Origin of the sequence: Agromyces sp. MMS24-K17 (assembly GCF_043950245.1) — a bacterium.
Lineage (GTDB): Bacteria > Actinomycetota > Actinomycetes > Actinomycetales > Microbacteriaceae > Agromyces.
In genome coordinates this window covers 3,077,491-3,099,893 of sequence record NZ_CP171640.1, presented here as the reverse complement: position 1 = coordinate 3,099,893, position 22,403 = coordinate 3,077,491, and the positions used below count along the sequence as shown (strand labels likewise).

General features: G+C 72.2%; 17 protein-coding genes and 3 pseudogenes. 15 read left to right on the top strand and 5 right to left on the bottom strand.

Annotated features, from left to right (window positions below):
- The 7 genes from ACGGZK_RS14165 (at position 1) to leuA (ending at position 8,500) form a co-directional block, all read left to right on the top strand.
- Complete coding sequence (locus ACGGZK_RS14165) at positions 1 to 1,317, top strand: hemolysin family protein (protein WP_395243275.1); 1,317 nt, start codon at positions 1 to 3, stop codon at positions 1,315 to 1,317.
- Positions 1,310 to 2,203, top strand: coding sequence for a GTPase Era (gene era / locus ACGGZK_RS14160; protein ID WP_395243274.1), 894 nt, complete (start codon positions 1,310 to 1,312; stop codon positions 2,201 to 2,203). The genes ACGGZK_RS14165 and era overlap by 8 nt, the downstream gene beginning before the upstream one ends.
- 111 nt (positions 2,204 to 2,314) lie before the next feature.
- Positions 2,315 to 3,586, top strand: coding sequence for a sensor histidine kinase (locus ACGGZK_RS14155; protein ID WP_395243273.1), 1,272 nt, complete (start codon positions 2,315 to 2,317; stop codon positions 3,584 to 3,586).
- Positions 3,583 to 4,248: a response regulator gene (locus ACGGZK_RS14150; RefSeq protein WP_395243272.1), complete on the top strand. Its 666-nt coding sequence runs from the start codon at positions 3,583 to 3,585 to the stop codon at positions 4,246 to 4,248. The genes ACGGZK_RS14155 and ACGGZK_RS14150 overlap by 4 nt, the downstream gene beginning before the upstream one ends.
- A gap of 88 nt (positions 4,249 to 4,336) precedes the next feature.
- Entirely contained in the window at positions 4,337 to 5,098 is a 762-nt protein-coding gene (locus tag ACGGZK_RS14145) for an ABC transporter ATP-binding protein (protein WP_395243271.1), read from the top strand.
- On the top strand, positions 5,095 to 6,492 hold the full coding sequence (locus ACGGZK_RS14140; RefSeq protein WP_395243270.1) for an FtsX-like permease family protein: 1,398 nt from the start codon (positions 5,095 to 5,097) through the stop codon (positions 6,490 to 6,492). Before ACGGZK_RS14145 ends, ACGGZK_RS14140 begins: the two co-directional genes overlap by 4 nt.
- Before the next feature lie 241 nt (positions 6,493 to 6,733).
- A complete protein-coding gene (gene leuA, locus ACGGZK_RS14135) occupies positions 6,734 to 8,500 on the top strand; it encodes a 2-isopropylmalate synthase (RefSeq protein WP_395243269.1) in 1,767 nt (588 codons plus the stop codon).
- A gap of 86 nt (positions 8,501 to 8,586) precedes the next feature.
- On the opposite strand, the gene ACGGZK_RS14130 is transcribed toward leuA, so the two are convergent.
- Entirely contained in the window at positions 8,587 to 9,246 is a 660-nt protein-coding gene (locus ACGGZK_RS14130) for a trimeric intracellular cation channel family protein (RefSeq protein ID WP_395243268.1), read from the bottom strand.
- 80 nt (positions 9,247 to 9,326) lie between these two features.
- On the opposite strand from ACGGZK_RS14130, the gene recO reads away from it, so the two are divergent.
- Together recO and ACGGZK_RS14120 are read left to right on the top strand one after the other, a co-directional pair.
- Positions 9,327 to 10,064, top strand: a complete 738-nt coding sequence (gene recO / locus ACGGZK_RS14125) for a DNA repair protein RecO (protein ID WP_395243267.1) — start codon at positions 9,327 to 9,329, stop codon at positions 10,062 to 10,064.
- Positions 10,061 to 10,893 (top strand): annotated as a pseudogene (locus tag ACGGZK_RS14120) (isoprenyl transferase). Before recO ends, ACGGZK_RS14120 begins: the two are co-directional and overlap by 4 nt.
- Positions 10,894 to 10,915: 22 nt before the next feature.
- On the opposite strand, the pseudogene ACGGZK_RS14115 reads toward ACGGZK_RS14120, so the two are convergent.
- Together ACGGZK_RS14115 and ACGGZK_RS14110 are read right to left on the bottom strand one after the other, a co-directional pair.
- A pseudogene (locus tag ACGGZK_RS14115) lies at positions 10,916 to 12,618 on the bottom strand (ABC1 kinase family protein).
- A 4-nt stretch (positions 12,619 to 12,622) separates the two neighbouring features.
- Entirely contained in the window at positions 12,623 to 13,201 is a 579-nt protein-coding gene (locus ACGGZK_RS14110) for a PadR family transcriptional regulator (RefSeq protein ID WP_395246091.1), read from the bottom strand.
- A 166-nt stretch (positions 13,202 to 13,367) separates the two neighbouring features.
- Between ACGGZK_RS14110 and ACGGZK_RS14105 the strand changes: the two genes are divergently transcribed.
- Together ACGGZK_RS14105 and ACGGZK_RS14100 are read left to right on the top strand one after the other, a co-directional pair.
- Positions 13,368 to 14,171, top strand: a complete 804-nt coding sequence (locus ACGGZK_RS14105) for a Pr6Pr family membrane protein (protein ID WP_395243266.1) — start codon at positions 13,368 to 13,370, stop codon at positions 14,169 to 14,171.
- Positions 14,164 to 14,781: pseudogene (locus ACGGZK_RS14100) on the top strand (DsbA family protein); the annotation flags it as partial. The gene ACGGZK_RS14105 and the pseudogene ACGGZK_RS14100, both read left to right, overlap by 8 nt.
- Before the next feature lie 244 nt (positions 14,782 to 15,025).
- On the opposite strand, the gene ACGGZK_RS14095 reads toward ACGGZK_RS14100, so the two are convergent.
- Together ACGGZK_RS14095 and ACGGZK_RS14090 are read right to left on the bottom strand one after the other, a co-directional pair.
- Positions 15,026 to 15,439, bottom strand: coding sequence for an Imm63 family immunity protein (locus ACGGZK_RS14095; protein ID WP_395243265.1), 414 nt, complete (start codon positions 15,437 to 15,439; stop codon positions 15,026 to 15,028).
- 29 nt (positions 15,440 to 15,468) lie between these two features.
- A complete protein-coding gene (locus tag ACGGZK_RS14090; protein WP_395243264.1) occupies positions 15,469 to 15,966 on the bottom strand; it encodes an aminoacyl-tRNA deacylase in 498 nt (165 codons plus the stop codon).
- A 95-nt stretch (positions 15,967 to 16,061) separates the two neighbouring features.
- Between ACGGZK_RS14090 and dusB the strand changes: the two genes are divergently transcribed.
- The 4 genes from dusB (at position 16,062) to ACGGZK_RS14070 (ending at position 22,365) form a co-directional block, all read left to right on the top strand.
- Positions 16,062 to 17,219, top strand: a complete 1,158-nt coding sequence (dusB, locus tag ACGGZK_RS14085; RefSeq protein ID WP_395243263.1) for a tRNA dihydrouridine synthase DusB — start codon at positions 16,062 to 16,064, stop codon at positions 17,217 to 17,219.
- Between the two features lies 1 nt (position 17,220).
- Complete coding sequence (locus ACGGZK_RS14080) at positions 17,221 to 18,480, top strand: deoxyguanosinetriphosphate triphosphohydrolase (protein ID WP_395243262.1); 1,260 nt, start codon at positions 17,221 to 17,223, stop codon at positions 18,478 to 18,480.
- Between the two features lie 46 nt (positions 18,481 to 18,526).
- Positions 18,527 to 20,488, top strand: coding sequence for a DNA primase (gene dnaG, locus ACGGZK_RS14075; protein ID WP_395243261.1), 1,962 nt, complete (start codon positions 18,527 to 18,529; stop codon positions 20,486 to 20,488).
- Between the two features lie 248 nt (positions 20,489 to 20,736).
- Positions 20,737 to 22,365 (top strand): ABC transporter substrate-binding protein, encoded by a 1,629-nt coding sequence (locus ACGGZK_RS14070; protein ID WP_395243260.1) that lies wholly within the window; start codon positions 20,737 to 20,739, stop codon positions 22,363 to 22,365.
- Positions 22,366 to 22,403: the final 38 nt, after the last annotated feature.

Below are 22,403 nucleotides of genomic sequence, written 5' to 3'. Positions count from 1 at the left end.
ATGCAGCCCTGGTTCTTCCTCGCCGCCGCCTTCGTGCTCGTCTCGTTCGGCGGCCTGATGGCCGCCGTCGACGCGGCCCTCGGCGTCTCCTCGCGCAACGACCTCGTCGAGACGGCCCTCGAGTCGCGATCGCGCCGCTCGATCCTCGCGATCGCCGACGACACCGGCGCGCACGTGAACGCGGTCAACTTCACCCGCATCCTGTCGGAGACCACCGCCGCGGTGCTCGTCACCCTGGCGTTCACGTCGTTCGCGAACGACGTGTGGTGGGCGCTGCTGTGGTCGGCGCTCATCATGACGGCGGTCTCGTTCGTGTTGGTCGGCGCGAGCCCGCGCAGCGTCGGGCGCGCCCACGCGCGGGCGGTGCTGCGCTTCGCGGCGCCGCTCGTGCACGGCATCCGCGTGCTGCTCGGGCCCATCGCCGCGGCGCTGGTCGGGATCGGCAACCGGGTGACGCCCGGGCGCATCCGCTTCTCCGGAGTCGCGAGCGAGGAGCAGCTGCTCAGCCTGGTCGACGACGCGACCGAGCACGAGGTGCTCGAGGAGGAGGACCGCGAGCTCATCCACTCGATCTTCGAGTTCAGCGAGACGGTCGTTCGCGAGGTGATGGTGCCCCGCACCGACATGGTCACGATCGACTCGACGGCCCACCTGCAGCACGCGATGTCGGTGTTCCTGAGCGCCGGGTACTCGCGGATCCCCGTGATCGAGCGTGACGCCGACGACGTGACGGGCGTACTGCTGCTGCGCGACCTCGCCCGGGTCGGCTTCGAGCAGCCGCTCGGCGCCGAGGACCTGACGGTCGCCGAGCTCGCACGTCCGGCGGTGTTCGTGCCCGACTCGATGAAGGCCGACGCGCTGCTGCGCCAGATGCAGGCGGAGAAGAACCACCTGGCGATGGTGGTCGACGAGTACGGCGGCATCGCCGGGCTCGTCACCCTCGAGGACCTCATCGAGGAGCTGGTCGGCGACATCTCCGACGAGTACGACCGCGACGCGGTGCAGGTCGAGGAGCTCGAGGGCGGGCGGTTCCGCGTGAACGCGCGCCTGCCGATCGACGAGCTCGGCGAACTGTTCGGCCTCGACCTGGAGGACGAGGACGTCGACTCCGCCGGCGGGCTCCTCGCGAAGGAGCTCGGCCGCCTGCCGCAGCCGGGGGAGCGGGTCGCGGTGTCGGGCCTGCTGCTCGAGGCGGAGCGCACCGAGGGCCGCCGCCGGCGCATCGCCACCATCCTCGCCTGGCCCGACCAGGCGCTCATCGACGCGAGGGCCGCCTTCGAGCGCGGCGACGCAGACGGAAGGACCGGACGTGACTGACTACCGAGCGGGATTCGTCTCATTCGTCGGACGGCCGAACGTCGGCAAGTCGACGCTCACGAACGCGCTGGTGGGCGAGAAGGTGGCGATCACCAGCTCGAAGCCGCAGACGACGCGCCGGGCCATCCGGGGCATCGTGCACCGCGAGCACGGACAGCTCATCCTCGTCGACACGCCGGGACTGCACCGGCCGCGCACCCTGCTCGGCGAGCGGCTCAACACCCTGGTGCAGACCACGCTCGGCGACGTCGACGTGATCGCGTTCTGCGTGCCGGCGAACGAGGCGATCGGCCCGGGCGACCGGTTCATCACCGAGCAGCTCGAGCAGTACCCGCACGCGAAGAAGGTCGCGATCGTCACGAAGACGGATGCCACGTCGAAGGCGAAGGTCGCCGAGCAGCTGCTGGCCGTCTCGAAGCTCCGCGAGTGGGCGGCGATCATCCCGGTGTCGGCGCCGCGCGGCGAGCAGCTCGACGTGCTGGTCGACGAGCTGCTGGCGCTCATGCCGACGTCGGAGTTCCCGCTGTACCCGGCCGAGACGCTGACCGACGAGGACGTGAACGAACGGATCGCGGAGTTCGTCCGCGAGGCGGCGCTCGAGGGCGTGTCCGACGAGCTGCCGCACTCGATCGCGGTGCTCGTCGACGAGCTCACCGAGCGCGAGGGCAAGGACCTGGTAGACGTGTACGCGACCGTGTTCGTCGAGCGCGACAGCCAGAAGGGCATCATCATCGGCAAGGGAGGGTCGCGGCTGAAGGAGGTCGGCGCGACCGCGCGCGCCCAGATCGAGCGGCTCCTCGGCCGGAAGGTGTTCCTGTCGCTGCACGTGAAGGTCGCGAAGGACTGGCAGCGCGACCCCAAGCAGCTCGGGCGGCTCGGGTTCTGAGCGCGCACCGCGCCGCGCGACGCGGCCCGGCCGCCCGGGTCGCGTACATCGCTGGGATGATTCGCGCCCGCCGGCTCGGCTGAGCGGGGCGCGGCGGCGTACGGTGGATCGGTGCCTCCGACCGAACCCGTGGCGCCACCGCGCCTGAGCCGCGGCCGCCTCACGACCGACATCGTGCTCGCCGGCCTCTTCGCGCTGGCGTGCCTGCCGTTCGCGCTGCTCGGCAACGGCATCGACCTCGTCGCGCTCGTGCTCTTCAGCGGTGCGCTCGCGATCCGCCGCTGGTCGCCGGGGTGGTCCCTCGCGGTGGCGTGGGCGGCGGCGATCCTGCAGATGGTCGCGCTGCGCGACCTCCAGCTCTACGACGCCGCCGTGCTCGGGGTCCTCTACTCGACGGCGGCGCACGGCGGTCGCACCGTGAAGTGGCTCGGCCTCGCATCGGCGGTGGGCGGGGCGGTCATCGCGACCCTGTACCTCGGCGTCGCGAAGACGCTGTTCGCCGGCGCCGCCGATCCCGACCCCGCGGGCGACGCACTTCGCATGCTGCTCCTGCTCGGCATCCTCTTCGTCGGCGCGATCGCCGTGCTCGTGCTCGCCTGGACGGCGGGCCTGCTCGTGCGGGCGGTGCGCGACGGGCGGGACATCCGTCGACGTGAAGAACTGGCGACCCGCGAACGCGAGCTCGCCGAGTACCGGTTCGTCGTCGAGCAGGAGCGCAACCGCATCGCGCGAGACATGCACGACGTCGTCGCGCACTCCCTCGCGGTCGTGATCGCGCAGGCCGACGGCGCCCGCTTCGCGGCGCGCACCCGGCCGGAGGCCGCGCCGGCGGCGCTCGAGACGATCGGCGGCGTCGCGCGGGGCGCCCTCGGCGACGTCCGGCTGCTGCTCGCCGAGCTGCGGCACGCGGAGGGCGAGGCGCCCCAGCCCGTGCTCGACGACCTGGGCGAACTCGTCGAGCGGATGCGCACGGCGGGCCTCGACGTCCGCTTCACCGAGTCCGGGGAGCGCGTGCCGCTCGGCGCCGGGCACCAGATCGCGGTGTACCGCATCATCCAGGAGGCGCTCACGAACGCCCTGCGGCACGGCGCGACGGATCGCCCGGTGACCCTCGAGCTCGCGTGGAACGCAGCAGGGGCCGCGGTGCAGGTCGCGAACGAGCTCCGACGGGTCGAGCCCGAGGCCGAGGGCGCCGCGCCGGGCGCGGCCGCGGCCGCCGCTGCGGGCGGTGGTGCGCTGCGCCACGGCATCGCCGGCATGCGGGAGCGGGCGCAGCTCGCCGGCGGATCGCTGTCGGTCGACGCGGACGGCGCCCGGTTCGTCGTCCGCGCCGAGATCCCGGCGGCCGCGCCGGTCGCGGCGGGCCGGGAGGCCGGCGCATGAGCCGGATCCGCGTCGCCCTCGTCGACGACCAGGCGCTGTTCCGCGCCGGCGTCCGGATGCTGGTCGAGTCGCAGCCCGACCTGGACTTCGCGGGGGAGGCCGGCGACGGGCTCGCCGCGGTCGCGCTGGCCGAGGCATCCGCCCCCGACGTCGTGCTGATGGACGTGCGGATGCCCCACCTCGACGGGATCGGCGCGACCGAGCGGATCCTCGCCGCCGCCGACCGCGCGGGCCGGCCCGCGCCACGCGTGATCGTGCTCACCACGTTCGACCTCGACGAGAACGCCGCACGCGCGATCCGCGCCGGGGCGAGCGGCTTCGTGCTGAAGGACGCCGATCCCGAGTTCCTGCTCGCCGCGATCCGCACCGTGCATGCCGGGAACGCGGTGCTCGCGGCGACCGCGACCCGCGAGCTGTTCGCCCACGTCGGCCGCGGGAACGGCCGCCGCCCCGCGCCGGCGGCATGGGCCGAGCTGACCCCGCGCGAGCGGGAGATCTTCGGCCTGGCCGCCAGGGGCCTGTCGAACACCGAGATCGCCGCCTCCGAGTACCTCAGCGAGGCCACCGTGAAGACGCACGTGAGCCGCATCCTCGCGAAGCTCGGCCTGCGCGACCGGGTGCAGCTCGTCGTGTTCTCCTACGAGCACGACCTGCCCGCCTGAGGTCGTCCGGCGGGTCATCCTGCAGGATGACGCGAAGCCCACCCCGGGCGGATGCCCCGCCCCGGCGGCCGACCGTAGCGTCGGAGGCATGCAGAATCCTCCTTCCGACCTCGGTCTCATCGCCCGCGCCGTGGGGCTCGGCAAGCGCTACGGCACCGGCCAGGGCGAGGTCGTCGCCCTCGACGACGTATCGATCGGCCTGCGTCGCGGCGAGTTCACCGCGATCATGGGCCCGTCGGGCTCGGGCAAGTCGACGCTGATGCACCTGATGGCCGGTCTCGACACCCCGACTGCCGGGCAGGTGTGGCTCGGCGACACCGACATCACCGGGCTCGGCGACAGCGCGCTCACGGTGCTGCGCCGCCGTCGGATCGGCTTCGTGTTCCAGTCGTTCAACCTCGTGCCCACGCTCGACGTGCGCGGCAACGTGCTCCTGCCGTTCGAGCTCGACGGGCGTCGCCCGACGCGCGACGAGCAGGCCTGGATCGACGAGCTCATCGACACCCTGGGCCTGCGCGCCCGACTCGGGCACCGGCCGCACGAGCTCTCGGGCGGCCAGCAGCAGCGCGTGGCGATCGCCCGCGCCCTCGCCACCCGGCCCGACCTCGTCTTCGCCGACGAGCCCACCGGCAACCTCGACTCCCGCACCGGCCGCGAGGTGCTGTCGCTGCTCGCCTCCACGAGCGCCCGCTCGGGCCAGGCGATCGCGATGGTGACCCACGATCCGATCGCCGCGAGCCACGCCGACCGCATCCTGTTCCTCGCCGACGGCCGCATCGTGCGCGACCAGGGCCGGGCGACGCCCGAGGAGATCTCGTCGGTCATGCTGCAGATGGAGGCCGCGGCGTGAGCCGGGGCATCCGCGACCACCTGCCCACCCTGCTCGTCGCGGTGCTCGCCGCCGGGTTCGGCGTGGCGCTGCTGCAGGTGACCGGCATCCTGACCGCCGTGATCGCGAGCGACGACCTCGCGGGCGAGAGCGCGACCGTCGCGACGATGCTGAACATCGTCGCCTTCGTGTTCATCGCGATCGCGGTCTACGTCGCCGCCGTGACCACCGCCAACACGGTCGCGACCGTCGTCGCGGGGCGTACCCGGCTCATCGCGCTGCTGCGCCTGATCGGGTCGAGCGCGCGCAGCCAGCGCGCCGCGATCGCCCGCGAGGGACTCGCGATCGGCGCGATCGGCGCGGTGCTCGGCGCCGTGCTCGGCACGGCGGTCGCGTGGGGCATCGCCCGCGTCGGCGTGGCGACCGAGGTCATCCCCGAGTTCGACTACGGCTACGCCGAACCGGTGCTGCTCGTGCCGATGGCGGCCGTCGTGCTGACGACGTGGCTCGCCGCCTGGACCGGGTCGCGCCGCGTGCTCGGCGTCCGACCCGCCGAGGCGCTCGGCAACTCGTCGGAGTCGTCGGTCGAGCAGGTCGCCCGTCGCGTCGGGCGCACCGCGACCGGCGTCACGCTGATCGTGCTGGGCGCGTTCGCCCTCGCGGCCGGCGTGGTGCTCGGCCTCGTGCACCCCGGGGGCGTGCTGATCGGCGTCGTGGGCGGCATCCTCTCGTTCACCGGCATCGTGCTCGTCGCCGACCGCATCATGCCCGGCGTGCTGCGCGGGGTGGGCCGGCTGCTCGGGTCGACGCCGGCGGCGCGGCTCGCGGCCGAGAACGCCGTGCGCCACCCCGAGCGGGCGACGCGCATGACGATCGGCCTCGTCGTCGGCGTCACGCTGGTCACGATGTTCGCCGTCACGATGGAGACGTACCGCCAGGCGATGACCGAGGTGCTGAGCTCCCAGGAGCAACTCGAACAGGCGCTCGGCCCCGTGATCGACGGGACGGTCGCGGTGTTCTCGGCACTCGTCGGCTTCAGCGCGGTGATCGCCGCGGTCGGCCTGGTGAACACCCTGTCGATCAGCGTGCTGCAGCGCACCCGCGAGATCGGCCTGCTGCGCGCCCTCGGCTTCGATCGCGCGCAGGTGCGCACGATGATCCTCGCGGAGGCGGCGGCGCTGACGGTCGCGGCGACCGCGTTCGGCCTCGTGCTCGGCGCGGCGTACGGATGGATCGGCGCGCAGTCGATGCTCGGCTCGATGACGGGCGAGCCGCGCCTCATCGCGCCCGCGGTGCCGTGGGTGCTCGTCGCGGTGATCGTGGCGGCGGCCGTGGTGCTGACGCTGGCCGCGTCGATCGCGCCGGCGCGCCGCGCGGTGCGCATCTCGCCGGTCGTCGCGCTCGCGGTCGACTGACGGGAGGCCCGGCCGGAGGCCAGGCGAGGAGCGGGCCGGGCGGGGGCGGAGCGGCGGCGGATGACTCGACGAGTCATCCGCCGCCGTCGTCGTCGCGTCCGTCGCGCCGACGGTGCTACCCTTGACGGGTGCTTTCCGGCCTGCTTCTCCTTAGCTGCCGCAGCGAGTCCTAGTTCTCAGGCCTCTCTCGCTGCGGAGTCCGTCGTCGGCTGAATCCAGACCTAGCGAGAAGAGCGACCCAATGCACAACCACCAGAAGCCGTCGTCCATGCCGGTCCATCGGTACCGGCCGTACCACGAGCTGATCCGCGTCGACCTGCCCGACCGCACCTGGCCCTCGAACCGCATCGAGGTCGCGCCGCGCTGGTGCGCCGTCGACCTGCGCGACGGCAACCAGGCCCTCATCGACCCGATGAGCCCCGAGCGCAAGCGCATCATGTTCGACCTGCTCGTGAAGATGGGCTACAAGGAGATCGAGGTCGGCTTCCCGAGCGCGAGCCAGACCGACTTCGACTTCGTGCGCAGCCTCATCGAGGAGGGGGCGATCCCCGACGACGTGACCATCCAGGTGCTGACGCAGGCCCGCGACCACCTGATCGAGCGCACGTACGAGTCGATCCGCGGCGCCAAGCAGGCGATCGTGCACCTCTACAACTCGACGAGCGTGCTGCAGCGCGAAGTCGTGTTCCGCACCGACCGCCAGGGCATCATCGACATCGCCCTGCACGGTGCCCGCAAGTGCCGTGAGATGGAGGCCACCGTGCCCGGCACGGCGGTCTACTACGAGTACTCGCCCGAGTCGTACACCGGCACCGAGCTCGAGTTCGCCCTCGACGTGTGCAACCAGGTGCTCGAGGTATTCGAGCCCACGCCCGAGCGCAAGGTCATCATCAACCTGCCGGCGACGGTCGAGATGGCGACGCCGAACGTCTACGCCGACTCGATCGAGTGGATGAGCCGCAACCTCGCCTACCGCGAGAACGTGATCCTGTCGCTGCACCCGCACAACGACCGTGGCACCGCCGTCGCCGCCGCGGAGCTCGGCTACCTGGCCGGCGCCGACCGCATCGAGGGCTGCCTGTTCGGCAACGGCGAGCGCACCGGCAACGTTGACCTCGTCGCGCTGGGCATCAACCTGTTCACGCAGGGCATCGACCCGCAGATCGACTTCAGCGACATCGACGAGGTGAAGCGCACGGCCGAGTACTGCAACCAGCTGCCGGTGCCCGAGCGCAGCCCGTGGGCCGGCGACCTCGTGTACACCGCGTTCTCCGGATCGCACCAGGACGCCATCAAGAAGGGCTTCGAGGCGATGGACGCCGAGGCCGAGCGTCGCGGCGTGTCGGTCGACGACCTCGAGTGGGCGGTGCCCTACCTGCCGGTCGACCCGAAGGACCTGGGCCGCAGCTACGAGGCCGTCATCCGCGTGAACTCGCAGTCGGGCAAGGGCGGCGTCGCCTACCTGCTGAAGACCGACCACGCCCTCGACCTGCCGCGCCGCCTGCAGATCGAGTTCTCCGGCGTCGTCCAGGCCAAGACCGACAGCGAGGGCGGCGAGGTCACGAGCGACGAGATCTGGCGCGTCTTCACCGATGAGTACCTGCCGGCGCCCGCCGACCGCCCCGACGACAAGTGGGGCCGGTTCGAGCTGCTGAGCCTGCGCACCGAGAGCGAGCTGACCGGCGAGGTGCGCGTGCGCGTGGGCCTCCGCGACGGCGAGGTGCGCACCGACGCCGACGGCACCGGCAACGGCCCGGTCGCCGCGTTCCTCTCGGTACTGGCCGAGGAGGGCGTCGACGTCCGCGTGCTCGACTACACCGAGCACGCCCTGTCGTCCGGCGGCGACGCGCTGGCCGCCGCGTACGTGGAGTGCCAGGTCGACGGCCGCACCCTGTGGGGCGTCGGCATCGACGCCGACATCTCGACGGCGTCGCTGAAGGCCGTCGTCTCGGCCGTCAACCGCGCCCTGCGGCACGCCGCCGTTCCGGAGTTCGCCGAGGCGCGCTAGGGTTCAAGAGCCGACCGGCCGCGGTTCGGGGGAGCCGCGGCCGGTCCTTTCCCCTTCCGGTTCGCTCCGGCTGCGGTGCGGCGCACTCAGCGCCGGCGCCAGCGCGGCCAGCTGCCGAGCGCCCGCTGCTCGGGCAGGCTCCAGCCGAACCGCACCGATCCGAGTCGCGTGGCCGTGGTCACGACGACGCAGGCGATCGCCGCCCAGGTGATCCCGACGCCCGTCGCCGCGAGCGCGACGAGCAGCACGGTGCCCGCGGTGGCGGCGACGGCGTACAGCGAGCCGACGTGCATGAGGGCGATCGGCAGGTTCAGTGCGACGTCGCGCAGGATCGACCCGCCCACCGCCGACACGACCCCGACGAACACCGCCGGGATCACGGGCACCCCCGCGGCGAGCGCCTTCGACGTGCCGATCGCGCCGAACAGCCCGATGGTGATCGCGTCGAGCGCGATGATGAGCCCGTTCAGCCGGGTGAAGAGGCGCAGCAGGAGCATCCCGAGGAGGGCCGCGGCGACCGCGGTCGGCAGGTACCAGTTGCTCGAGATGGCGGCCGGCAGCTGGTTCAGCAGCAGGTCGCGCAGGAGGCCGCCGCCGAGGCCGACGATGATGCCGATCAGCGCGATGCCGAGCAGGTCGATGCGCCGCTCGGTGAGCCGCGCCGAGAACATCGCGCCCTGGATCGCCCCGATCGCCACGGCGACCAGGTCGAGCCACAGCGGGATGATGATCTGCGCGTCGTCCACGGTGCCAGTGAACCACGGCGGATGCCCCACTCCGCGCTGCGGCGGGCCGCGCCGTCGCCGGCTGGTGGGAGAATCGACGGGTGCCGGTGTACCGAGATGAAGCCGTCGTGCTCAGGACCCACAAGCTGGGCGAAGCCGACCGCATCGTCACGCTGCTCACGCGCCGCCACGGCAAGATCCGGGCGGTCGCGCGGGGCGTGCGCCGCACGGCGTCGAAGTTCGGCGCCCGCCTCGAGCCGTTCATGGTCGCCGACCTGCAGCTGTACGAGGGCCGTACGCTCGACGTCATCACGCAGGCCGAGTCGCTCGGCTCGTACGGCGCGGAGATCTCCCGCGACTACGCCGCGTACACGGCGGCGAACGCCATGGTCGAGACCGCCGACCGGGTGACCGAGGCCGAGGGGTCGCTGCAGCAGTACCTCCTCCTCGTCGGTGCGCTGCGGTCGCTCTCCCGGAACGAGCACGGTGCGGGGCTGACGCTCGACTCGTACCTCCTGCGCGCGCTGTCGCTCGCCGGCTGGGCACCGAGCTTCCAGGACTGCGCCCGGTGCGGGCAGGCCGGTCCGCACACGGCGGTCGTCGTGCAGCTCGGCGGCGTGGTGTGCGACGACTGCGCCCCGCCGGGGTCGCCGCGCATCGACCCGGCGACGGTCGGGCTCCTCGGGTCGCTGCTCGCCGGCGACTGGGAGGCCGCCGAGGCGTCGGGCGAGCGCGACCGCAACCAGGCGAGCGGCATCGTCGCCGCCTACGCCCAATGGCATCTCGAGCGGGGCCTCCGCTCGCTTCCGCACGTATCCCGAGGAGCATCCGACCAGTGACCCCCAAGCCCTACACGCACAAGGACGCCGTGCCCTACCGGCCGCTCGACTGGACGGGCCTCACCCCGCCCGAGTATCCGAAGGGCTCGGTGCCGAACCACGTCGCGATCGTGATGGACGGCAACGGCCGGTGGGCGAACCGCCAGGGCCTCACGCGCATCGAGGGGCACAAGGCGGGGGAGGAGGTGCTCCTCGACGTCGTCGCGGGCGCCGTCCAGGCGGGCGTGAAGCACCTGTCCGTCTACGCGTTCTCGACAGAGAACTGGAAGCGGTCGCCCGAGGAGGTGCGCTTCCTCATGGGCTACAACCGCGACGTGCTGCACCGCCGGCGCGACCAGTTGAACGAGTGGAACGTGCGCATCCGCTGGGCGGGTCGCCGGCCGCGCCTGTGGAAGTCGGTCATCGACGAGCTCCAGGTCGCCGAGCGGCTGACCGCCGGCAACACCGGGCTGCAGTTCACGATGTGCGTGAACTACGGCGGCCGCAACGAGCTCGTCGACGCCGTGCAGTCGATCGCCGACGACGTCGCGGCCGGGCGCCTGCGCCCCTCCGCCGTGTCGGAGCGGCTGATACAGAAGCGTCTGTACGTGCCCGACATGCCCGACGTGGACCTGTTCGTCCGCAGCTCGGGGAGCAGCGCACGTCGAACTTCCTGCTCTGGCAGTCGGCGTACGCCGAGATGGTGTTCCTCGACACCCTCTGGCCCGACTTCTCGCGCGTCGACCTGTGGGAGGCGATCGACCGGTACACCGGACGGAACCGTCGGTTCGGCGGCGCGATCGACACCCCGAGCGACGCGACCCCGGCCGATACGGCGCCGGCCGGCTGAGCCGTGAGCCGGGCGGTTCCGGTCAGCGCGGCCCGCGCCGGGCGAACCACCCGGCGAACAGCGCGTGCAGCAGCGGCAGCACCGACGCGATCATGAGCGTGGTGCCGAGTGCGGGGTTCACGCCGACGACGACCGCGCCGCCGATGAGCAGCGCGGCGAAGAGCACCGCCGAGAGCACCCGGCGCGCGACGCCCTCCAGCCGGTCGAGCCGGCGCTCGAGGCGCGCGGTGTCGAAGGTCAGCGTGCCCTGCTCGGCCCGCCCGATGACGCCGTCGAGGCGCTTGGGCAGCCCCCACAGCAGGCCGGCGCTCGACACGGCCTGGCCGAGGAAGTCCTGCGCGACGTTGCCGCGCTCCTCGTCGAGCAGCCGGGTGGCGTAGGGCTCGACCGCGTCCCACACGTTGAACTCGGGGTCGAGCCCGCTGCACATGCCGCTGGTCAGCGCCAGCGCCCGGATGAGCAGCAGCAGGCGCTCCGGGAGCTGGAACGGGAGCGACCGCATGACGTCGCCGAACTCCTCGGCGAAGTCGCGGAACTCCCGCGGGTCGACGTCCTTCAGCTGCGCGAAGCCCATGCCGCCGAACCGGGCGAACAGCTGGGCGAGGGCGCGCTCGAGCTCGGCGGTGTCGCCCGACGGCACGAGCACGCCGATCTCGCGGGCGGCGTCGATCATGCCGCGTCCGTCGCGGGAGGCGACGGCGATGACGAGGGCGCGCAGCCCGGCGCGGAGTTCGGCGGGCACCTCGGCCATCATGCCGAAGTCGACGAAGGTGAGGCGCCACGGCGGGCTCGCGGGGTTCGGCGCGGTGTCGGCCGGCTGCGGCGTGACGAAGAGGTTGCCGGGATGCGGGTCGGCGTGCACGAAGGCGTGCGTGAACACCTGCTCGAACATGAGCTCCGCGAACGCCCGGGCGACGTCGGCGGGGTCGATGCCCGCGGCGCGGAGCGCGGCGGTGTCGTTGATCTTGATGGCGGTGACGTCCTCGAGGGTGAGCACGCGCCGGGTGGTGCGCTCCCAGACGACCGCGGGCGCGCCGACCCGTGCATCGCCCGCGAACGACTCCGCGAACCGCTCGGCGGAGGCCGCCTCGTGCAGGTAGTCGATCTCCTCGAGGCTCGTCTGCGCGAACTCCTCGACGAGGGCCGGGGCATCCACCCGGTCGGAGACGAGGCGCACCCGGCTGAGCCATCCGCCGATGCGCCGCAGCGCGGCCAGGTCGACCGCGACGATCCGCTCGATGCCGGGCCGCTGCACCTTGACGACGACCTCGTCGAGCCCGGTCTCGGCGGCGTCGGCGGGGAGAGGCGGGCGCGGTGCGCCTGCCCGAGCGACGCCGCCGCGACCGGCACCTCGTCGAAGCGGGCGTAGACCTGCTCGAGCGGCGCGCCGAGCTCCGCCTCGGCGAGCGCTCGGATGGCGGGGAACGCCACCGGCGGCACCTCGTCCTGCAACCCGGCGAGCTCGTCGGTGATCTCCGGCGGCAGTACGTCGAGGCGCGAGGAGAGGAACTGGCCGACCTTGATCATGAGGCCGCCGAGCTCGACCGCGAGCGCGTGGAACCGCCGCGCGATCACCCGCGTGCGGCGGTCGCGGCCGCGCGCGGCGATGCGTTCGAGCCCGATCCGAGGCAGGACGAGCTCGAACCACCACAGCTGTGCGAGGTGGCGCGCGGCGAAGCCCAGGATGCGGCGGGAGCGGGCGCGCTCGGCGCGCGAGTCCGGCACCCGTTCAGCCCTGGGCGAGGATCGCGTAGAGCCGGCGACGGGTCTCGTCGAGCACGGTGGCGGCCTGCTCGAGCTGCTCGGGCGTGCCGCTGCGGGCGAGCTGCGCCGTGGCTGCTGCGAGTTCGACGCCGGCCTTGGAGAGCGCGCGGTGCTGGCCGCCGTCGCGGGGCGACGACGACTCCCACGGGGCCGGGCGGTCGGACGCGGCCTCCGCCTGCTCGCGGCCGAGGTCGGTGAGCGAGTAGGTCTTGCGCCCGCGGAGCTCCTCGGCGACGATCAGGCCCTCGTCGGCGAGCAGTTGCAGCGTCGGGTACACGGAGCCGGCGCTCGGCTTCCACGATCCGCCGCTCCGCTGCTCGATCTCGCTGATGATCTGGTAGCCGTGCATCGGCTCCTCCAGGAGGAGGGCGAGGACGGCGGCGCGCACGTCGCCGCGCGCCATGCGCGTCGTGCCGGTGCGCTGCTCGAACGAGGAGCGCATCTGCTCGAGCGCCTCCCAGATCGCGGCGCCGGGATTGTCGCCGGCGAATCCGCCGCCGAATCCCGTGGTTCCGAATCCGCCGTTGCGGCGTGCTCCGTCCATCATGACCTCCTGGATCGAGATGTGAACGATACTCAACGATATATCGTCCAGCCTCCGAGAGGAAGGGCTGGAACCCGATCGAAGCGCTCGCCGCAACCTGAGCCGTGCGCGGCCGTCCCCGGCGGCCTCCGTCCGCCCGCCGACGCCCGGTCCTAGGCTGGTGCGCATGACGGGGGACCGCACGATCGACCGAACCGCCGCCGCGCCGCACCGCGGCTTCGCACTGGCGTGGGCCGCCGCCCGCGTCGCGATGGCCATCGCGATCATCGCCGCGACGACGGTGACGTACCAGGGCTCGTCCGGCTACTGGGCCGAGCAGGGCTTCGCCGACCTCGGCACCCTCAACGTCAACTTCTTCAGCTACTTCACCATCGAATCGAACCTGCTCGCCGCCGTCGTGCTCCTCGTCGGCGCCGGCTTCGCCGTGTGGGGCCGCCTGCCCGATCCCGCCTGGTTCGCGATCGTGCGCGCGTGCGCGACGACGTACATGGCGATCACGGGCCTCGTGTACAACCTCCTCCTCCGCGGGCTTCCGGTGACGGGCGGCGGCGACGCCCAGCCGTGGACCAACGAGGTCATGCACGTGATCGCGCCGGCCTTCCTCGTGATCGACTGGCTCATCGCGCCCGGCCGGCGGCGCCTCGAATGGAGTCGCGTCTGGATCGTCCTCGCCTTCCCGATCGCGTGGGTGACGTACACGCTCGTGCGCGGGCCGCTGGTCTACGACCAGGTGCGGGAGGTGGAGACCTGGTACCCCTACCCGTTCCTCAACCCGGCGCGCCAGGACGACGGCTACCTCGGCGTCGCGTTCTGGGTGCTCGTCATCGCGCTGGCGTTCGCGGCGGTGGCCGCCCTGGTCGTCTGGGTGTCGCGGACGTGGCCGCGCCCGGCCGGCGCGGCCGTTCCGGAGGCGGCGCCGGTCGCCGGGAATACCGATGCATCCGCATCGGTTGTCCACGACCGTGACTGACCCCATCAAGATCGACATCTGGTCCGACATCGCGTGCCCGTGGTGCTACATCGGCAAGCGCCACCTCGAGGCCGGCCTCGCCGCTCTCGGCGACGACGCGCCCGCCGTCGAGATCGAGTACCACTCGTACGAGCTCTCGCCCGACACCCCGCTCGACTTCGAGGGGTCGACGGTCGAGTACCTCGCGGAGCGCAAGGGCATGCCGGTCGCGCAGGTCGAGCAGATGCTGGAGCACGTCACGGGCGTCGCCGCGAAGGCGGGCCTCGATTACCACTTCGAGAAGGTCGCGCACGTGAAGACGCTGAAGGCGCACGAGCTGCTGCACTTCGCGAAGTCGCAGGGCAAGCAGCTCGAGCTCAAGGAGCGCCTGCTGCAGGCCTACTTCGTCGAGGGCGGCCGCGTGAACCGCATCGACGAGCTCGTCGCCTACGCCGAGGAGCTCGGCCTCGACGCCGACGTCGCGCGCGACGCGCTCGAGTCGGGTCGCTACGCCGCCGACGTGCAGGCCGACATCGCGCAGGCCCGCGCGTACGGCATCCAGGGCGTGCCGTTCTTCGTCTTCGAGGGCAAGTACGGCGTCTCCGGCGCGCAGCCGGCCGAGGTGTTCGCGAACGGCTCACCCAGGTCGCCGGCGAGCAGGGCGAGGACGCCGCGTGACCGACGCGCAGGTCGGCTCGGATGCCCCGGTCGTGACGGATGCCCCGCTCGCCGCGCCGTTCGCGCTGATCGCCGGCGATCCCGCCGCGATGGTGTGCGAGGGCGACGTCTGCTTCATCCCGGGCACCGCGGCGGAGTAGCGCGCCGGCCGCCCGGATCGGTCGAACGCCGACGCGCGGTGCACGGTGCGGCGTGGCTCAGTCGTGGTAGGGGGCCCGCGAGAGGATCTCGTCGATCCGGCGGTGGGTTCGCTCACCCCAGGCCGGCGAGAGCCGTGCCATCAGGGCTTCCCATTCGGGGAACCAGAGTCGCCGGGTGTCGCCCGTGAATCCGGGAGGCCCGCCTCGGGCCTCTCGGCCGGCATCGACGGCGATCTCGTGGACGTGGGAGTCCATCACCCAGTACAGCAGTTCGTCGAGATCCCGCGTCACCTCCTCGCGGAGCAGCACGTTCCGCTCGCGGACGCAGTAGTGGTACCCGCGTTCGTCGACCTCGAGGTACGGGTAGCCGCTGTCGCGATTCACGTCGTCGATCTTCCAGGTGATCGTCGCGCCCGTGATCCGCTCGAGCCGGTCGTACCAGCGGCCGAGTTCCGCGAGCAGCTCGGTCATGGCGAGCAGGGGCGGCGTGCCGTCCGCGCTCACTCCGGCTCGCTGATGTCGGCGACCGTCGCCCCGTAGGCGGCGATCAGGGCGTCGGCGTCGACGAAGAGGCTCCGGCCGTGCTCGCCGGCGCCCATCGACACCCGGCGCCCGACGATGCTCTCGTCGGCGACGACCGGCCACGCGTTGGTCGACCCGATGGGCGTGATCGTGCCCCGCTCGTACCCGGTCGCGGCCAGCGCGAGCGAGGCATCCGGCAACTGGAGCTTGTTGACGCCCAGGAGGGCGCGCAGCTTCGGCCAGCTGATCTTGCGGCCGCCGGGCACGAGCGCGAACACGTAGGTGTCGTCGCTGCGCTTCACGACGAGCGACTTCACGATGTCGGCCGGCGTGATGCCCATGAGCTCGGCCGCCTCCTCGAGGCTGCGTGCCGCAGGGCGCTCGATGACCTCGATCGCGAGGCCGCGGGCCGAGGCATCCGCCTGCACCCGCTCCGAACCGGTCAGCCCGGCGTCGACCGGCTGCGCATCCGACATCTCGTCCTCCTCAGGGGGTCGCGGTGTTCGCATCCTATTGGCGAGTTCGCGCCGCTCAGCCGCTCGCCCCCGGAAGTCTGGGAGAATCGTCAGCGATGTCTGTTTCCTCCACCGCCACCCGCGGTCCGCTGTCGATCGGCGGCATCGCCCTCGACGTGCCCGTCGTGCTCGCGCCCATGGCCGGCATCACGAACACGGCGTTCCGCCGCCTGTGCCGCGAGTTCGGCGCCGGCCTGTACGTGAGCGAGATGATCACGAGCCGTGCGCTCGTCGAGCGCACGCCCGAGTCGATGCGCCTGATCACGCACCACGAGTCGGAGACGCCGCGGTCGATCCAGCTCTACGGGGTCGACCCCAAGACCGTCGCCGACGCGGTGACGATGCTCGTCGCCGAGGACCGGGCCGACCACATCGACCTGAACTTCGGATGCCCCGTTCCGAAGGTCACCCGCAAGGGCGGCGGCGCGGCGCTCCCGTGGAAGTCGGGCCTGTTCCGCGACATCGTCGAGGGCGCCGTCAAGGCGGCCGGCGACATCCCGCTGACGGTGAAGATGCGCAAGGGCATCGACCAGGACCACCTGACCTACCTCGAGGCCGGGCGCATCGCCGAGGGCGCCGGCGTCGCGTCGATCGCGCTGCACGCCCGCACCGCGGCCGAGTTCTACTCGGGCCAGGCCGACTGGCCCGCGATCGCGAAGCTCAAGGAGACGGTCACGGGCGTGCCCGTGCTCGGCAACGGCGACATCTGGTCGGCGGAGGACGCGCTGCGCATGGTCGACGAGACCGGCTGCGACGGCGTCGTCGTCGGGCGCGGCTGCCTCGGCCGGCCGTGGCTCTTCGGCGACCTCGCGGCGGCGTTCCGCGGCGAGGAGCGCAAGGCCGAGCCGAGCCTCGGCGACGTGGCCCGCACGTTCCGCCGGCACGCCGAACTGCTCGTCGAGTTCTTCGACAGCGAGGAGCGCGGCTGCCGCGACATTCGCAAGCACGTCGCCTGGTACTTCAAGGGCTACCCGGTGGGCGGCGACCTGCGGGCGCGCCTCGCGACCGTCGAGTCGCTCGCACACCTCGACGACCTGCTCGGCACGCTCGACTGGTCGACGCCGTACCCGGGCGAGGGGGCGGAGGGGCCGCGCGGCCGTGCCGGGACCCCGAAGAACCCGGCCCTGCCCGACGGCTGGCTCGACTCGCAGGAGCTCGCCGGCCACGACCGCACCACGCTCGTCGACGCCGAACTCGACACGAGCGGCGGCTGAGGTGCGGGAACGGCGGCTCTTCGGCGGGTACGACGACGCCGACACCGAACGCTGGCTGCCCGAGGAGCACTCCTCCCGGCGCAGCGACTTCGCGCGCGACCGCGCCCGGCTGCTGCACTCGAGCGCGCTGCGCCGCCTCGCGGCGAAGACCCAGGTGCTGAGCCCGACGGCCGGCCTCGACTTCGCCCGGAACCGGCTCACGCACTCGCTCGAGGTCGCCCAGATCGGGCGGGAGCTCGCGACGAACCTCGCGCTCGACCCCGACGTGGTCGACACGGCGTGCCTCGCACACGACCTCGGCCACCCGCCGTTCGGCCACAACGGCGAGAAGGCGCTGAACGACTGGGCGGCCGACATCGGCGGCTTCGAGGGCAATGCGCAGACCCTGCGGCTGCTCACCCGGCTCGAGCCGAAGGTGTTCGGCGACGACGGGCGCGGCTACGGGTTGAACCTCACGCGCGCCAGCCTCGACGCGAGCTGCAAGTACCCGTGGCCGGAGGAGTCGGCCGTCGCCGACCCGTCGGGCCGGCAGAAGTTCGGCTTCTACCGCGACGACATCGCCGTGTTCGAGTGGCTGCGGCGCGGCGCGCCCGCCCGGCGCCTGTGCATCGAGGCGCAGGTCATGGACCTCAGCGACGACATCGCCTACTCGGTGCACGACTTCGAGGACGCGGTCGTGAACGGCTACCTCGACATCGGAGCGCTCGGCGCCCGCGTCGACCACGACGCGCTCGTCGACTCGATGCACGAGTGGATCGGCGGGGCGATCCCGCACGACGAGCTCGTCGCCGCGTTCGACCGCCTCGAGGCGATGGACCCGTGGATGTCGTCGTGGGACGGCAGCCGCCGCGACCAGGCGCGGCTGAAGGACCTCACGAGCCAGCTCATCGGCCGCTTCGCACACGTCGCGACGGATGCCACGCGCTCGGCGTTCCCGATGGCGAGCCTCATCCGCTTCGACGCCGACGTGGTGGTCCCGCGCGAGGTCCAGGCCGAGATCGCCGTGTTGAAGGGCATCGTGGCCACGTTCGTGATGTCGCACAACACGCGGCAGCCGATCTACTCCGAGCAGCGGAGCATCCTGTCGTCCCTCGCCGACGTGCTGCTCGCGACCGGCGAGCAGCACCTCGACACCGGCTTCGCCGAGGACTGGCGCGCCGCCGCCGACGACGCGGCGCGCAAGCGCGTCGTCGTCGACCAGGTGGCGAGCCTCACCGACCAGTCGGCGCTCGCCTGGCACGAGCGGCTGGTGCAGCGTTGAGCGCCGGCGACGCGATCGCGCGCCCGGCGCGGATCGAGGCGAGCTGATGGCGGGGCGGATCCGGCAGGCCGACGTCGAGGAGGTCAAGGCCCGCACCAACATCGCGGACATCGTCGGCGAGCACGTCAGCCTGAAGTCGGCGGGCGTGGGGTCGATGAAGGGGCTCTGCCCGTTCCACGACGAGCGCAGCCCGAGCTTCCACGTGCGACCGCAGCTCGGCTACTACCACTGCTTCGGCTGCGGCGAGTCGGGCGACGTCTACACGTTCCTCCAGCGGATGGACCACGTGTCGTTCAGCGAGGCCGTGGAGCGGCTCGCGGGCCGCATCGGGTACGAGCTGCACTACGAGGACGGCGGCGGCCCGGCGCAGGACCACGGCAACCGGGCGCGCCTGCTCGCGGCCAACTCGGCCGCCTCCGAGTACTTCCTCGAGCAACTCGGCTCGCCCGAGGCCGATGTCGCCCGACGCTTCCTCGGCGAGCGCGGCTTCGACGCGGAGGCCGCGAAGCGGTTCGGGGTGGGGTTCGCGCCCAAGAGCTGGGACCGCCTGACCGGGCACCTCAAGGGCCGCGGGTTCACGCAGGAGGAGCTCTCGGCCGCGGGCCTCGTGTCGCAGGGCGATCGCGGGGTCTACGACCGGTTCCGCGGGCGGCTCGTCTGGCCGATCCGCGACGTCACCGGCCAGACGGTCGGCTTCGGCGCGCGACGCCTCCTCGACGACGACAACGGCCCGAAGTACCTGAACACCCCCGAGACCCCGCTGTACCGCAAGGCGCAGGTGCTCTACGGGCTCGACCTCGCCAAGCGCGACATCGCGAAGACCCACCGGGTCGTCGTCGTCGAGGGCTACACCGACGTGATGGCCTGCCACCTCGCGGGGGTCACGACGGCGATCGCGACGTGCGGCACCGCCTTCGGCGTCGAGCACATCAAGGTGCTGCGCCGGGTGCTCGGCGACGACTCGGGCGTCGGCGAGGTGGTGTTCACGTTCGACGGCGACGCCGCCGGGCAGCAGGCCGCGATGCGGGCGTTCGCCGAGGAGCAGCGCTTCAGCGCGCAGACCTACGTCGCCGTCGCGCCCGACGGGCTCGACCCGTGCGACCTGCGCCTCGCGCGCGGCGACGGCGCCGTTCGGGCGCTGGTCGACTCCCGCACGCCGATGTTCGACTTCGTGATCCGGCACACGTTGTCGCGGTTCGACCTCGAGACGGTCGAGGGCCGCGCGGCCGCGCTGCGCGCCGCGGCGCCGATCGTGGCCGACATCCGCGATGCGTCGCTCCGGCCCGGCTACACGCGGGAGCTCGCACGCATGCTGGGCGTGGAGCTCGGCGAGGTCGACCGCGCCGTGCGCGCCGCCGGACGGCGTTCGCGCGACGCGGGCGAACGCGGGGGAGAGGCATCCGGCCCGCGGCGAGCCGGCGAGCGCGACCAGGCGGGCGCGGCGTCCACCGGGGGTGCCGCGGCCGCGGTCGGCCCCGGCGGTTCGGCGGCGCCGGGCTTCGGCGAGCCGAACCAGGCGGCGGATGCCCCGCAGCGGCCGTACTCGATCGTCGACCTGCCAGCCGACCCGTCGACGCGCCTCGAGCGCGACGCGCTGCAGGCGATGCTGCAGTACCCGGAGGTCGCCGGTGACGACCTGCTCCGGCATGCCACCGACAGCCGGTTCGGCAACGAGACCCTCGCGGTCGTCCGCGACGCGGTGGCGTCGGTGCTCGCCGAGCACGGGGCCGTGACCGTCGAGAAGGTCGCGGCCGAGGTGCCGCAGCCCTACATCGGCGTGGTGCAGCAGTTGGCGGTCGCGCCCGTGCCCCAGCGCAGCGAGGTCGAGCTCACGACGTACGTGCAGGGCGTGGTGATCGCGCTCGTCGACCGCGAACTGCTCCGCCAGAAGCGCGAGCTGCTCGGTCGGCTGCAGCGCACGGCCCCAGACGATCGCGACACGTACGCGGCGATGCAGCGCGCCCTCGTCGACATCGAGCGCGAGCGGCGGGCGTTGAAGGGCGACTGAGCGGGCCGCGATCCGGCCTGCGGCGGCGCGCCGACGCCGTCGGACGGTCGGTCGCGCCGTCGAGCACTTCGGCGTCGCGGTGCGCATCTGCGCAATGGACCTGCGACGTACGTTGCACTTCGATAAACATTCCTTCGATGCGCGACCGGTTCCGCGCACGTTCCCACACCCCTGTGCTACCCCTAGTGGAATACGGGCGCACCGCTTTCCCGCGGCGCGCCACCACTTCCAGGAAGAGGTAGACGGATATGGCATCCGCAACCCAGAACCGGGGCCGGCTCATCGCCACGGCCGCCGGTCTCTCGGCGGCCGCGCTCGTCCTCGCCGGCTGCACCGCCGGCGGCGGGGAGTCGAGCGGCGGCAGCACGCTGACCATCGGCACGACCGAGCAGATCACCGCGCTCGACCCGGCCGGCTCGTACGACAACGGCTCGTTCGCCGTGATGAACCAGGTGTACCCGTTCCTGCTGAACACCCCGTACGGCAGCCCCGACGTCGAGCCCGACATCGCCGAGTCCGCCGAGTTCACGAGCGACACGCAGTACACGGTGAAGCTCAAGGACGGCCTGAAGTTCGCGAACGGCAACGAGCTCACCTCGTCGGACGTGAAGTTCACGTTCGACCGCCAGGTCGCCATCGCCGACGAGAACGGCCCGTCGTCGCTGCTGTACAACCTCGACAGCGTCGAGACCCCCGACGACCTGACCGTCGTGTTCAACCTGATCTCCCCGAACGACCAGATCTTCCCGCAGATCCTGTCGAGCCCGGTGGGCCCGATCGTCGACGAGGAGGTCTTCTCGGCCGACTCGCTGACCGCCGACGACGACATCGTCGAGGGCGAGGCCTTCGCCGGCCAGTACACGATCACGAGCTACAACTTCAACGAGCTCGTCTCGTACAAGAAGAACCCGGACTACCAGGGCCTGCTGGGCGAGGCGAAGACCGACACGGTCAACGTGAAGTACTACACGGATGCCTCGAACCTGAAGCTCGACGTCCAGGAGGGCAACATCGACGTCGCGCACCGCACCCTCAGCGCGACCGACATCGAGGACCTCCGCGGGAACGACAACGTGAAGGTCGTCGACGGCCCCGGTGGCGAGATCCGCTACCTGGTCTTCAACTTCAACACGATGCCGTTCGGCGCCACGACCGCCGAGGCCGACCCGGCCAAGGCGCTGGCCGTCCGCCAGGCGATCGCCGACCTCATCGACCGCGACGCGATCTCGGAGGACGTGTACAAGGGCACCTTCACCCCGCTGTACTCGTACGTGCCCGAGGGCCTGACCGGCGCCAACGAGTCCCTCAAGGGCCTCTACGGCGACGGCAACGGCGCCCCGGACCCCGACAAGGCCGCCGAGCGCCTCGCCGCCGCGGGCGTCTCGACGCCGCTGGACATCTCCATCCAGTACGTCGCCGAGCGCTACGGCCCGTCGTCGTCCGACGAGTACGCGATCATCAAGGACAACCTCGAGTCGAGCGGCCTGTTCAAGGTCAACCTGCAGTCGACCGAGTGGGTCCAGTACTCGAAGGACCGCGTCGCCGACCTGTACCCGGCCTACCAGCTCGGCTGGTTCCCGGACTACTCGGACGCCGACAACTACCTCACGCCGTTCTTCCTCACGGAGAACTTCCTCTCGAACCACTACGACAACCCCGAGGTCAACGACCTCGTCCTCGAGCAGGCCGTCACGGTCGACCCGGCGGCGCGTGAAGCGCTGATCGGCGAGATCCAGGACAAGGTGGCCGCCGACCTGTCGACCATCCCGTACATGCAGGGCGCGCAGGTCGCGGTCGTCGGGACGGACGTCGAGGGTGCCGAGGACACGCTCGACGCGTCGTTCAAGTTCCGCTACGCGGCGCTCTCGAAGGGCTAGTCCGGCGGACTAGAGTCGTTCCGAGTTCGACCGACGGG

What these genes read in the sequence shown, in the direction of transcription:
- ACGGZK_RS14070 (WP_395243260.1), top strand. Translation starts at nt 20,737, where the DNA reads ATGGCATCCGCAACCCAGAACCGGGGCCGGCTCATCGCCACGGCCGCC.
- ACGGZK_RS14105 (WP_395243266.1), top strand. Translation starts at nt 13,368, where the DNA reads ATGACGGGGGACCGCACGATCGACCGAACCGCCGCCGCGCCGCACCGC.
- dusB (WP_395243263.1), top strand. Translation starts at nt 16,062, where the DNA reads ATGTCTGTTTCCTCCACCGCCACCCGCGGTCCGCTGTCGATCGGCGGC.
- ACGGZK_RS14145 (WP_395243271.1), top strand. Translation starts at nt 4,337, where the DNA reads ATGCAGAATCCTCCTTCCGACCTCGGTCTCATCGCCCGCGCCGTGGGG.
- ACGGZK_RS14095 (WP_395243265.1), bottom strand. Translation starts at nt 15,439, where the DNA reads ATGACCGAGCTGCTCGCGGAACTCGGCCGCTGGTACGACCGGCTCGAG.
- ACGGZK_RS14165 (WP_395243275.1), top strand. Translation starts at nt 1, where the DNA reads ATGCAGCCCTGGTTCTTCCTCGCCGCCGCCTTCGTGCTCGTCTCGTTC.
- ACGGZK_RS14090 (WP_395243264.1), bottom strand. Translation starts at nt 15,966, where the DNA reads ATGTCGGATGCGCAGCCGGTCGACGCCGGGCTGACCGGTTCGGAGCGG.
- ACGGZK_RS14110 (WP_395246091.1), bottom strand. Translation starts at nt 13,201, where the DNA reads ATGGACGGAGCACGCCGCAACGGCGGATTCGGAACCACGGGATTCGGC.
- dnaG (WP_395243261.1), top strand. Translation starts at nt 18,527, where the DNA reads ATGGCGGGGCGGATCCGGCAGGCCGACGTCGAGGAGGTCAAGGCCCGC.
- ACGGZK_RS14150 (WP_395243272.1), top strand. Translation starts at nt 3,583, where the DNA reads ATGAGCCGGATCCGCGTCGCCCTCGTCGACGACCAGGCGCTGTTCCGC.
- leuA (WP_395243269.1), top strand. Translation starts at nt 6,734, where the DNA reads ATGCACAACCACCAGAAGCCGTCGTCCATGCCGGTCCATCGGTACCGG.